The 12483-nt window shown below is 56.5% G+C and carries 8 protein-coding genes; 2 read left to right on the top strand and 6 right to left on the bottom strand.

Annotated features, from left to right (window positions below; translation table 11 throughout):
• Positions 1 to 81: 81 nt before the first annotated feature.
• From ASE26_RS19940 to ASE26_RS19915, 6 genes are all read right to left on the bottom strand, one after another.
• Positions 82 to 2691 carry a PAAR-like domain-containing protein gene (locus tag ASE26_RS19940; RefSeq protein WP_057246816.1) on the bottom strand — a complete coding sequence of 870 codons (2610 nt, stop codon included), beginning with the start codon at positions 2689 to 2691 and terminating at the stop codon, positions 82 to 84.
• Positions 2692 to 2721: 30 nt separating this feature from the next.
• Entirely contained in the window at positions 2722 to 4179 is a 1458-nt protein-coding gene (locus ASE26_RS19935) for a DUF2169 domain-containing protein (RefSeq protein ID WP_055933701.1), read from the bottom strand.
• Positions 4180 to 4186: 7 nt separating this feature from the next.
• The gene (locus ASE26_RS19930; protein WP_055933703.1) at positions 4187 to 6337 is read right to left on the bottom strand and encodes a type VI secretion system Vgr family protein; all 2151 of its coding nucleotides are present in this window, start codon (positions 6335 to 6337) and stop codon (positions 4187 to 4189) included.
• A 245-nt stretch (positions 6338 to 6582) separates the two neighbouring features.
• Positions 6583 to 8217, bottom strand: a complete 1635-nt coding sequence (locus tag ASE26_RS19925; RefSeq protein WP_055933706.1) for a hypothetical protein — start codon at positions 8215 to 8217, stop codon at positions 6583 to 6585.
• 96 nt (positions 8218 to 8313) lie between these two features.
• Positions 8314 to 9480: a TonB C-terminal domain-containing protein gene (locus ASE26_RS30775; RefSeq protein ID WP_162246585.1), complete on the bottom strand. Its 1167-nt coding sequence runs from the start codon at positions 9478 to 9480 to the stop codon at positions 8314 to 8316.
• A 597-nt stretch (positions 9481 to 10077) separates the two neighbouring features.
• A complete protein-coding gene (locus ASE26_RS19915; protein ID WP_082507421.1) occupies positions 10078 to 10740 on the bottom strand; it encodes a TetR/AcrR family transcriptional regulator in 663 nt (220 codons plus the stop codon).
• 208 nt (positions 10741 to 10948) lie between these two features.
• Between ASE26_RS19915 and ASE26_RS19910 the strand changes: the two genes are divergently transcribed.
• Both ASE26_RS19910 and ASE26_RS30770 read left to right on the top strand, forming a co-directional pair.
• Positions 10949 to 11908, top strand: a complete 960-nt coding sequence (locus ASE26_RS19910) for an HNH endonuclease (RefSeq protein ID WP_082507422.1) — start codon at positions 10949 to 10951, stop codon at positions 11906 to 11908.
• 113 nt (positions 11909 to 12021) lie between these two features.
• The gene (locus tag ASE26_RS30770) at positions 12022 to 12405 is read left to right on the top strand and encodes a hypothetical protein (protein WP_156398086.1); all 384 of its coding nucleotides are present in this window, start codon (positions 12022 to 12024) and stop codon (positions 12403 to 12405) included.
• The last annotated feature ends 78 nt before the right edge of the window (positions 12406 to 12483 follow it).

Raw genomic sequence — 12483 nt, 5'->3', positions numbered from 1 at the left:
GAGTGCTAATTTGATGCTTTCGGTTGTGCATATTGGGGACCTACCGCTGTACTCTAAATTATATCGGGTAGGTGTCTCAAGTTATATTGGCACAGAGGGGCCTGCATTGTATGCATAGCGGCTTGTGTTGCCTGTGGCGTCAATGAACTCGGCCAGGCGGCTGTATTTGTCGTAGCTGTAGCGGCTAATGTAGCCTGAGCAATCTGTGTACGAAGCCAGTCGCCCCGCATTGTCGTAGCTCAGATGCTTGGCGCCTCCTCTGGCATCCGTCAGGACTGCCAAGCGGCCTTGGGAATCATATGCATAGCAGGTGCTATGGCCCAAAGCATCGGTGCGTTTGACGATGCGTCCGGTGTCATCGTAATCTGTGCGTGTAGTGTGGCCGAGAGCGTCGGTAACGGCTACTGGCGCGTTGGCGCCATCGTATTCGATGCGGGTGACATGATGTAGCACGTCCGTGACCGATGTCAGATTTCCGGAAGCATCATAGGTATAGCGAGTAGCCTGATGCTCAGCGTCGATGTCAGCCAGCAGCATGCCATCACTGTCCCACTCGCGCCGCCCCAAAGAGCGGCTGCTGCCGTCAGGGGCGATGCGGCGGACCTCAGTCGGCAGCCAGTCGGCATTGAAGCGATATTCCAGCACACCACCATCCGCTTCGGTAACGCGAGTGGTATCGCTGTCGATGTAGGCGATGCTGACTTCGTCGTTACCGTCAGCCGTGGTTGTGCGCACCGCACGCGCCTGGTAGCTGTTGTTCAATGTGATCGGATGACGCTGCGCCAATTCGGCATCGGCCAGCGTGTTTCCAGCCCAGCGCTCGCGCAGGAAGGCGAGGCTGACCCATTCCAAGCCATGTGTGAAACCGGTGTAGCTTGTGTATTGCGTTAAGAGATGGTGCCGGTAAGCGTAGGTGCGCGATGCGTCAGCGGCCCCAGTCTGCTGTACCAGATCACAGCGAAGCGGCATCGGATCAACCGCGCTTTCTTCACCAATGATGTCTGCTTCGTATCGATACTGCGCAAGGCATTCCCGGCTCCCGTCGGCGCGCACTTGCTCAATGCGGCCAATACGGGGAACTGTTTCAGGAGTATTCGGCCCCAGTTCGGCAGGCAGGTAAGCGTCGCGAATAGCCTCAATCGTGACATCGTCATCAGTGCGCAAACGTAGCAACACTTCGCCTGGCTTGGCATTGTGGTGCCGCTCAATATGCAGTCCTTTTCCGTCGCGACTAGCGCTTCGAACAAGGTAGAAGCGTTGCGCACGCACTGCCAGGCGCGGTGCAAGCATGGCGTTGACGCCCTGATACCCGTGAGGCAGCCAGCTGTCCGGTCCGATGAGGAAAATGTCATTGCTGCCATCACGCCAGCGCAGCGTAAACTGGCTGTCATTGTCGCGGCTTAGCAAAAATCCTTCTGCGCGGTTGTCGTGCTGCTTGCCCGCTGCCAAGGTTGGCAAGCGCAATGCGCGGCCACTGGCATCGTGATAAACGATGCCCTGTTCGCAGACAGATATCGAGGTTGTAAAAGGCGTGGCCCAACGAGCGCCAAGAAGACCCCAGTCCTCGGTTTCAGAACCGGAGCGGTAGCTTCGCACCCATGCGAACGAGGCGGCTCCCGCTAAAACGAAGTCCGTTTGCGAGAGAATTTCTTCGCCGGTGCCAAAGTGCACAGGGTGCTTGCTCTTAACTGACTTGCCCCCTGGCGCGCCATTTTTCGGGCAGCAGTCCGATGGCTTGTCTGCTTTTTCTTTCTTCGGCTTCTTCGTTTTGCCGCCGTCCTTGCCGTCCTTATCGCCTCCGCCCTTGCTGTCTGCGGGGGGCTTCTTGGGTTGGGGAGGCGTTTTACCTGGCACTTCCTTCTTCTTGAAGAGGCGCTTTAAGAGGCTGCTTGCACCAGGAATCTTTTTCAGGACCAGGTTCTCCGCCGCATTGGTGGCCATTCCCCCGAGGGTGCCCATGATGTCGGGCGATTTGCCACTCAGGATGTAGTCAGCCGCCTTATCCATCGCAGTGGCGGAGGTGTCGACCGCTAAGCCAGTACCGGCCACGGCGCCACCAACTGTGGCACCAGCTGCAGCGCCGGTCTCCATCACTGCAGCCGCCGGCAAACCGACACCGGTAGCGCCAACCGCAAGCCCTGCGCCGCCAAGCGCAGCGCTGCCCATGCCGATCTTGCCGCCGGTATCCATCGCTTTGCCGCCAAAATCGTGCATCGGTTCGGAGTACTTGTCCTTGTATTCCTGTGCCGCCTCTTTCAACGTCGGCAACTCCACGCCGAGAATCTTCAGCCGCGGCCGTGGCGCTTGTACCTGTCGCTCGTGAATACGCCCTATCGTATTCTTGTCGTTCATGTAGATCAGGCGCGATTCCTGTACCGTCTGGGCGCCATTCGACCCCTTGGTCGAACTGAACTCCAGCGGCTGCGCACGCTTGAGGTAGGTCTGGCTCTTGATGCCGCCCAGCGTGCCTCGTTCATCGCCAGTAATGCTCGGGATGAAGCTCTTATTGTGAAGCAGGACTTGCTCGCCCTGGGTCTTGACGTTTCTTGAGACGTCGGCTGCGTTCTTGAATTCTCCCTTGATGTTGTAAGGAAGGATGGCAACGCTGCTGCCTACCGGCGTCTTGCAGAGGTCCGGGCTGAGGCTGACGCAGTAGAAGCGTTTGGATTTGGTGACTGTTTCGTGAGCCATGGCGATTCGTATTGCGAGTTATGCGGTGTATCAGGCGGCGAGCGGCGCAGGCTGGGACTGGGCTGCCTGCCAGTCTTTCAGGCGCGTCAATTGATCGGGTTCCGTGGCCTGCATCAGTCGAACGTCCGCGAAATCGCCATCAGCCACGATGGCAAGTCGCCATACGAGTTCGACCTGCTCTGATTCCATATTGATGATGACCGTATCGATCGCCAGCGGCCAGACTGCAACCTCACCCGCTTCCGTGGCGGCCATGGCAAACAGGGAATGTTGCGGCAGCGCGAACGCCAGTTGCCGGTTGCCGTCTGTGTCAAGCTGCGCAACGTTGGACGATGGATGCGACAAGTTGGTCAGCCTGAACTGCTCGCCGCCGAATAGATGTTGGCACTGCTGGTCATCGGGGGCGCCATTCCAATAGCGGAAATCGAAATCCTTAGGCAGAAGCGGAATCTCGCCTTCCTGCCATTCGGTCTTCTCTTCAACCGTGCCCACCAACTGCCGGCGCGGCAGCCAGCCACGCCCCACAAACCCCATACCTGCCGTCGCCAAATCGGATTGGCCTTTGGCGATATTCCAGAACATGTCTGCGCTGAACGGCTTTGACGGGGGCTCGATGCGCGGAGCAAGCATTTCGAACGTCCGGGTCGCGTCCAGATACCAGTTCCTGCTGAAACCACAGCCCACAGGGTTTTGCTGGCTGCTGTCGTGCGCGTCGGGGGCGCCCGGCGGCGTTGGGTAGTTGGCGGTCTGCTCATCCTTCAATCGGTGCTTTTTCGGGATCCGGTTCGTCAACCCGCTGGAACGCTCAATGCGGCATTCCCCACCCAAGGCCGACTCATATCGCAGTGGGACGGCGGTTGCCGGTTCCGCAGACGTCAGGCACCACGGAGTCGGCTGGAGCGCACCCAATGACACAGCCCGGGCCAAGCCACCCAGCCATCTCAAAGGTGCGGCGCGGCGGCGCAAATAGCGTTTTCCAGTGACGTTCAGCGTTTTATCGATGAGTACCTTGCCGGGGATGCGGGTGCGTTCCGCAATAGCCACTTGCTGCTGCCATTCCTCGAACGCAGCGGTCGACAGGGCTTGCATGGGATTGAGCGGGCGCGGCCGTTCCGGTATCGGTGCCGGTGCATCTGGATAGTTTGCGCGCAGGCCGACATTGAAATGCGATACCTTCGCATTGGCCGGCGGATGGGCTTCGCCAATCACCACCACATCGCAGGCTGGCTTGTACGGAGCCAGGTCGCTTTCCACTCGTACGCTCTTTTCCAGGTCGTCGTCATGGTGGTGGTCCTGGTCGTACAGCGGCAACGGCTCTTCTGTCGGGACCAGTTTGGCCATGGCGTTGGTTTCGCCCGGCACAATGCGATAGCCGGTCTTGGCGACGATGACGTGAAAAGCCACGCCATTCTGGTCAATGGTATCGAAATGCAGCGCGTCCAACTCTGTACGGTTATCGAACCGCAGGCTGGGAATAGATGGGATCAAAGTATTCTCATGCCTTCGGATTGGTATCTACGTCGTCACCGTGCAGCTCAATCTTTTTCGACGCGCGGATGATGATTTCCTTGCCGGTTATCTCGATGCGGCCATCCTTGTTCATGTAGAACGTGCTTTCGCCCACTTCGATGCGGAATTCTTCCCCGGCAGTGAAGGTAATCTTTTGCCCGGCAGTGACAGACTTGGAAAGGCCCACCTGCTCCGCCTGCATCAGCGCTACCGTGGTGTTCATGGCTGCGCCAACGGTAGTCTGATAGGCTCCGCCGATGGTCAGCATCTTTGCCAAGGCTACGGTTTCAGTTTTCACCTTGCCGACGGTGACGTGGCGGCTGCCGCCAATCTTGACGTTTTCATCCTTGCCGACGTCTTCCGAACGATTGTCGCCAATGCTGATGGTTTCGTCATGGTCCACCCGTTCTGTGCGGTTGTTGTGCACGGTGATGGTTTCGTCGTGGCCAACGGTTTCCTTGCGGTCGCGCTTTACCTCGGTGGTTTCGTCGCGGTCAACCGTCTTGCGCCGGTCGTTGCCGACCCATTTATCCTCATCGTGTTCGACCTCGGTGAGCTGGTCCTTTTCGGCGTGCAGCCAAAGCTGCTCATTGCCCTTCTTATCTTCGAATCGGATTGCATTCGCATTGTCATAGACGCCGCCCGGCGTGGACCGGGACAGGATGCCGCTCTGCGTTTTATTGGCGGGGAGTTCCCATGGCGGCATCGATTTCGCATTGGGCACCATGCCAGTAATCAGTGGACGATCCGGATTCCCATCAAGGAATTGCACGATCACTTCCGTACCGATACGAGGAATGGAGGTCATGCCAAAGTTCGGCCCCGCCCAAGCTGTAGCGACACGTACCCAGGCCGAGCTCTTTTCGTCATAAGCACCGATGCGGTCCCAATGGAACTGGATTCGCACGCGGCCATATTCGTCCGTGTAGATCTCCTCGCCCGGTGGGCCTACTACCAACGCGGTCTGCAAACCATAGACTTTGGTTTGCTCGCTATTGAAATTCCTGCCCGGTCGCCAAGGGATTTTCTTGCGGATGCAGCGGATGGTATTTTTGTAACGCGATGTGGAGTCGCGGCCGGCTTGATAATTGTTGCTGGCATTATGACAGGCTTCCAGGATCAGGAACGTCCTGTCGTCTGCACTGCCACCAGCATCGTCGAAGTGGCCAGTCAGCTCGAAGCAGCGGCCAGGCTGTGCGCTACGGTCATTGCCGGTACCTTCAAAATACTTGGCCTTGGCTTCGATCTCTTCAAGACGCAGGCGCGTGATGTCATCGGCATCGCCCTGGTCCTTGAAACCATAGGTGCCAGCGTATTCATATACTTCCGTTTTGAGGACTTTACCTTGTTGATTGACGCTAGGCAGGCTGGCAAGTACCGGGTGCGGTTTTTTGAAATCAAAACCGGCCAAAGCGAAACTGCTCGGCGCCATGTTGCGCACCGGCGTCCAGCTTCCCAGCGCGTCGTCTTCCTTGGCTCCAGCTTCCTTCTGGAATGGAATGTCGGCACTTGCACCGTCAATTGGCGATGCTTTTGTGGAGTCGTCCGAGATTACCAGTGTATGCCCGTTCGCCCGATGCTCATACCAATAGAACCAGCCAGCCTGCTCCCAGCGCCTGTGCAGGTAGTTGTAATCGCTTTCGTTGAACTGGCAGGCATCCGTGAACTCCGGATCCTTGCCCGAAGTTCGGAATTCGACATCACGCAGCGCATAGTCGCCCAGAATGTCTTCGCTTTGCTGCGAGAGCGATTTGCCATGAAAGAGATAGTTATCGCGCCGCAGGCCCAGGTAGGCCAGCCAAGGCCGCAGCACCATCTCATAATAAACATAGCCGCCATCGGCACGGCGGCGCTGGAATTCAAAGACATAGCCATTGAAGTAGCGCAGGCTGCGATCTTCGCGTACCAGCTCCACGGTCACCATCTTGCCCAGCACGTCTTTCAGCGCGATGTCGGGATCGTTGGTAATGACTTCAATGGTGAACCTGAAGTCGCGCGAGAGGCATTCTTCAGCATCCAGGCTGTTGGCTAGTAATTTGGCTTGGGGGCCGTCCTCGTTAGGAAAACGCAATCGCAGCAGGCGGTTGGTTTGGCGCGAGTCACTGAACGCCTGGAAGGCGTCGGAAATCATGTTCATTCAGGTACCTGCAAATGATGTTTCAATCGTGCTGCGTGAAACTCAAGGTTGAATCGAGCCCGCATACTACTTGAATAACATTGCAGCAAAATTCACAGATTGTTTCGTGGCGACTTGCTTGTAATATGCAAGTAACTGAATTGGCGGGCGGGGAGGGCGCTATCTGACATACACGCACATAGTCAAAGGCGTCCTCGAGAGGAGGATCCCGGCCAACATGCCCATTTGATGTGCTGGGCTCGAGATTATTTGAGCGCGAGTACTTCTGCCAACGCTTCCTTCGTGTCCGGATAAGGCTCATCATCGAAAGCGCGCTGCAAGATCTGGCGCGTGCCATCTGGCCAATTTGCCACGCCCCATCCTTTCAGGGCACGTATTGCCATATTGCGGTTTCGAATGACCGGACTACGCAAACCAGCTTGGACCAGCGGCCATCCTGTTCCAGGAAAACGCCCGATATCCTGAAGTACTGCGCCGATTGCCGAGTACTTTTCGTTGCCTGGACCGAGCCCCATTTCTTCCGCTGGCCCGGTTGCGATTGTAGCCAGGTCGAACTGGGTGAGGAGAAGGTCGATCACGGCTTGAATGCGGGCGGGATCATCTGTACGCATCAGGTAGTACCATTGTTCGGAAAGTTTGGCATTCTGTCGCTCAAATCGCTTTTCCCATACATCGAGGCCGAGAATTTCGCCGGCCCTGGCCGCCGTCCAGAATATCTGGTCGTCATTCGTAGACCATGCATCTTCAACAGCTTTTGGCCAGTATTTCGCGGCGAGAAAAGCCCGGCATGCAGTAGCCAGTTGTGTACGCACATCCGCAGACCATCCCATTGATTCAAGAGGCGCCCATTCGGTGTCTTCGTTGTCTACGAAGTCGAGGATGCGTGAGATGGCCACAAGAACCTTCAAGTTCCCGGTTTCTGCTTTTGCAGCTGTACGAACGTACAAAGGTACCGCCTTGTAGCCATCGTCGTAATAACTGATGTCCTCGGCAGGGCCGCCGTTAATCAGTGCCTCGATAATCTCGCCGGCTCCTGTTAGTAACGCGTCGTCGATATTTTCTGACTCAAGTGCACCGAGCAGATTCCCGCCTGTAGCGCAGCTATAGGCAAGGTACTCGTACATCACAGAATTTTTGTAGCCTTCCCGGAGCAGCCACGAACGAATGTCGGCACGCTGGGTATTGGCGAGTCGTTCGACAATATGAATTCGGCCCCAGCCATGCACACGCTGTGCGATCTGCCACCATGCCGTTTCAACTTCATCCGCGCTCAAGGTGCTGCCTAATGCCACAACGCTATAGAGCGTGAACTCTTCGTGCAAACCGAGTGTTACCAGGAGGTCTGTATCTTCAGCAGGTGCAAACAGCCCCAGTAAGGCAATGCCGAATTTCACGGCGCCGCGATCCGGGCTTTCGGTGGCCAGCCATCGAGCCAGGGCGCGCAGTCGGTCAACCGGCACGTTCGCTGTGCCGCGGATGTTTTGCAGCAGCGGATCGACAGTTCTTAAGGCGTTGTCGGCCGCCAGCATGTCGTAGAGCGTCTTCAGATTGTCTGCGGTCGGGCTTCTCGCCGCCGACAACAAGACATCGTGAATCGCCACCACATCGGCGGATGCACTATCGCTCGTATGGTGCCCGAACGCCCCGTCCAGTGCGCCGGCTGCCCAGCGCAGCTTGCTACCGGACCGGCTGTTGACGATATCGTCGTCCGGAAGCTCATACGCGGCTTCAGGTAGCCCTTCCTGTGAACTAGTTGGAAACGCTGCCAGGAAGCTGAAGATCGATACCCGGTCTGCTGCCCACGGTTTGACGAATACGTCCGCAAGCGATGAAGAAGCCGGCTTCCGGGCCAAAAGTTTTTGAATCCATTCTTGAATCATTGTGTCTCACTGGGGCCCGGCGGGCGGGTTCTTCAAAATAAAGTGCTACGTGGCTAAAAGATCACCAGATCTTAACTGACCCCGAGGGTTGGGGTTTCACTGAAGGCGAATGGCGGTATCAAATATCCAGGTACGTCGAATCTCGATCACGTCATACTGGCGTGCCAGGTTGGGAGGGAATGCACCATAAGGAGCATGCCTGGCCACCACGTTTCGAATTGCCTCGTCGATCGCCGGCACCCCGCTGGAAACGACGAAAGTGACTTTCTCTACCGACCCGTCAGCGCGAATCGCCAACGTGACCATGGGCGGAACGTGCCGCTGTTTTGCTGCTTCGCGAACCATGTCGAATGCCATATTCAGTTCGAACTTCTTGCTTATCGCATCTGCATATTGAACAAGGTCTGCATTTGGATCGACGCGACCAAAAAGCCAGCCGCGGCGCATGCCGCTAACCGTAGGGAGCAGTGAGCGTGAAGGGTTCTTCAACGCCGCGTCGCGCTGGGCCGCCTCTTCGTTGAGTTGCCTGCCGATTGCGCGCAGGCGCTCTTCCCGTTCAGCTTCCTGCTTCGCTTTCTCCAGTTGCGCCTGCTCGCGTTTCGATTGTTCAAGGCGCGCGGCCTCCTGCTTTGCGGCTTCTTGTCGCCCAGCCTCTTGTTTAATGGCCTCCTGGCGCGCCGCTTCCAGTTGTTGTGCCTGGCGTGCCTCCTCAAGCTGCGCTTGCTTTGCCTGTTCTGCCCGCTGGGCTTCCGCCTTGCGTGCGGCATCGAGGCGCGCGACTTCGGCTCGTTCCTGCGCCTGACGGGCAGCCTCCTCGCGTGCCTTCTCTTCCAGTTTCGCCTGTTCGCGGCGAACTTCTTCCTGGCGGGCTAACGCCTGGCGCTCAGCCTCTTGTCGCGCAACTTCGTTCCTGGCTGCTTGCTCGACGCGAATGGCCTCTTGGCGAAGTTGTTCCTGGCGGGCAGCTTCGAGCTGCGCTTGCCTGGTTTGTTCCTGTCGGATGATTTCCTTGCGTGCGGCTTCATCGCGTTCCTGCTCCTGGCGCGCGGCCTCTTGCAGTTGCTGTTCTTTTCGCGCAGCTTCTCTCTGGGCGTCTGCCATCAATTCGGCTTGACGCAGGCGTTCCGCCGCTTGCTTTTCTTGTTCAAGCTTAGCCAATTCATGCGTACGTTCACGAGCCTCTTTCTCAAGAACCTTTGGCGCAGGGTCGCTAGCGTTATCCGGTACGAGTGCCTCGCGTTCCTGAATGGGGATATTGCGCACCGTGGCGTTGGCAGGAGCATTTGTGGGTGCGGCGGCAGGGGCGGGTGGAGACGGTATATCCGGCAGCTTGCCAGCCGGTGTTACCGGCATTGAGGTTGGAGCGTGCGCAGGTGCTGGGGGCGGAATGAGGACGGCAGGTGCCTCGCTGTTTCCGATAGCGGGTGGGGGCGAGGTCATTGAAGCCACCGGACTTGCGACTGAAGGCCGCTCCACTGGTGCCAAGACGGGGTTAGCGTTCTCTTTTAAAGCTGCGAGTGGTGCTGGCGTTAGCGCCACTGGTGCAGGGGAAGAGGGCGGTGGAGGCAGCAACAGTACTTGCAAATCGTTGGCACCCAGGCGTCGTTCCTGCCAAGGAAATTTCAGGGCAGGGAGGCCGAAGGTTTGTCCCCCCAAGGTAATGCTTAACAGTCCCGCGTGGATGATGGCGGAAATCACCACGGCACTGCTTAATCGCCAGGGCTCGCGCTGGAGACTATAGGACCGGCCGATAGTGATTGCTGAGGACATCGGAACAGACTATCACAAAGGCAGCAGACTATTGACCAATCGGCAACTGAAACGCTGAATTTGCAACAGCGCCGTTGGCTCCTGCAGCGCTTAAGCCTGTGCAGGCGGTTTGTTGAAGCGATGCAGCATTCCGTTCAATAGCACGTCAATCAAGGCTTCGAGGTGGCGATTGAACTCGTCATGCTCAAACCATTCTTCCCCATCGCCGAACACCAGGCGCAGCGACACCATGCCGTGCAAGCCTTCCCAGAAGATCTGGGCCATGGCCTCTGCCTGCTCCACAGGAATCTGGCCAGTGGTGGCCAGGTCGACAAAGAGCTGGCAGGCAAAGGCATAGGGGTCCTGCGCCTGGTTGCCGTGCTCAACGCGCGAGCTAGCTACCGGTGCATGCGGCCGGCGCTCCATGAAGACCAACGCGTATTGGTCAGGGTGGCGCATGCCGAAGGTTACGTAGGCTTGGCCCGTGCGCCGGATGTTCTCCAGCGGCGATAGCCCCACCTCAGTGGCGTTACGCATGGCTTTGACCAGGTCGAGCAGGTCGCCGTCCATCGCCTGGGTGATCAGCGTGGCCTTGTTCTGGAACAGATTGTAGACGACGGTGGTTGAAAAGCCCGCCTTCTCCGCGACTTTGCGCAAAGTGATCTCGCGTGCACCGCCGGTCTTGATCAAAGCTCGGACGGCTTTGATGATGTCTTTGCGGCGCTGTTCGGATTCGCGGATTTTTCGCTGTTCTACGCTGCTCGATTTGTTCATTCGATTCATTTCTAATTGGGCGCGTTCGCGGCTGAGACTACCACGCAGTGATCACGCAGATCAACGGCAATGCGGAGCTGCATTGCGAGGCTCGCGCATTTAGAAATGTCGGATTCCGCAATGACTTGCGACTACTAAGAATTATCTTATGTTGACCAACTGAAGGTTTGGAAATTAATATCGTGCTGAAAGATACCATTAGGGAATAATGGCACGCTACTGGTGGGTAAACCATAAACAGACGTCACGGGAGGAAATCCGTGGGGGATATCTATGGTCGCCAAAATTGAAGCGCGACGGTTCATCGAATCTGTTCTATTCCAACATGCGCCGTGCTGAGCCCGGGGACTATGTCCTGTCCTATGCTGGCACCTACATTAAGTATGTTGGTCAAGTCTGCGACTTCGCGTTCTCTCGAATCAAGCCAGATGAGTTTGGCCCTGCGGGCGATGCCTGGGATAACGAGGGCTGGATGCTCCCCATTCTTTGGAGACCTTTCGGCGAAGGACTCCATCCTAAATCCCATTTCAATAGAATTCGGGATTTGCTTCCAGCCAAGTATTCCCCGTTGAGTCTAACCACCGGAAATGGGAATCAGGCTGTTTATCTTGCTGAAATTGATGAACAGCTATTCTTGACGCTGTTAGGTATCGGTCAAGTCAGCTTGGATGAATTGTTCGGACCAGGTAGTTTTGCTGTCTATAGCGGACTGCAAATGGAACTTACCGACGAGGAAGTGCAGGAGAAGATTAGTAGGGACATTGCTCTTTCGAGCACTGAGAAGCTGCGGCAGATCAATGCACGTCGTGGCCAAGGTGCGTTCCGAGAAAATGTAATGCGTCATGAGATGAGTTGTCGGCTCACTGGGATCTCATCTCCGCGGCTATTGATAGCCAGCCACATAAAGCCATGGCGGTCTTGCGCAGATGGCTTTGAGCGCCTCGACGGTAATAATGGACTCCTACTATCCCCTAATGTAGACCTGCTATTTGACAAAGGCCTCATCAGTTTTTGGAATGATGGGAGAGTAATTGTCTCCGCTCATATTGATTCGAGCGATATCGTTCGGCTTGGGCTCGAGACAGCAGTTAGCAAGGAGCATGCAGCTTTCAGGGACGAACAACTACCGTATCTCGACTACCACAGGAAGAACGTCTTTTTGGTGTAATTGAACTTCAGCAGAGAAAAAATGGGATACGTAGTCAATATTGTGACATCGAGACTGTCCTGCTTCAGTTGGGTGGCGAGGCAACTGCGAAAGCGATTCAGGAGCAGGTGCTTATGAGTTTTTGCGACGGCATGATTCCCCCAAACTATCGGCACGAACGATCATTCCGCCAAACTATTCAACGAAAAATTGAAGACTTTTGCCCGCAGGCAGAAGGGTTCGCCGAGGCAAAGCGCGAGTCAAAATTCATTCGGGTAGCGCACGGACGATACCGTCATGCGTCAACTGAATATGGTCTTGCGATCGGAGAGATTGAAGCAGCTGAAGGACTAATCGAAGGCGCGGTAAAACAGATCGCCGTCAACGCGTATGAGCGGAGTGCAACTGCAAGAAGGCTTTGCGTGGCGTATCACGGCTACGCCTGCAAGTGCTGTGGATTCAATTTTGAACAGGTCTATGGTGTGCATGGAAAAGAGTATAGTGGCCCCCGAAATTGAGACGGTGGTTTAAGCTGTCGTCCGCGAAAGGATGATAGCAAATGAGTGAAGGCAAAAAACGCAGGGTGCATACGGCGG

Origin of the sequence: Duganella sp. Root198D2, from assembly GCF_001428585.1 — a bacterium.
Taxonomy (GTDB): domain Bacteria; phylum Pseudomonadota; class Gammaproteobacteria; order Burkholderiales; family Burkholderiaceae_D; genus Rugamonas.
This window is presented reverse-complemented; position numbering and strand designations above follow the sequence as displayed.

Excerpts from the sequence above, each read along its gene's own strand:
- ASE26_RS19940 (WP_057246816.1), bottom strand. The coding sequence starts at position 2,691 with ATGGCTCACGAAACAGTCACCAAATCCAAACGCTTCTACTGCGTCAGC.
- ASE26_RS19930 (WP_055933703.1), bottom strand. The coding sequence starts at position 6,337 with ATGAACATGATTTCCGACGCCTTCCAGGCGTTCAGTGACTCGCGCCAA.
- ASE26_RS19925 (WP_055933706.1), bottom strand. The coding sequence starts at position 8,217 with ATGATTCAAGAATGGATTCAAAAACTTTTGGCCCGGAAGCCGGCTTCT.
- ASE26_RS19915 (WP_082507421.1), bottom strand. The coding sequence starts at position 10,740 with ATGAACAAATCGAGCAGCGTAGAACAGCGAAAAATCCGCGAATCCGAA.
- ASE26_RS19910 (WP_082507422.1), top strand. The coding sequence starts at position 10,949 with ATGGCACGCTACTGGTGGGTAAACCATAAACAGACGTCACGGGAGGAA.
- ASE26_RS30770 (WP_156398086.1), top strand. The coding sequence starts at position 12,022 with ATGAGTTTTTGCGACGGCATGATTCCCCCAAACTATCGGCACGAACGA.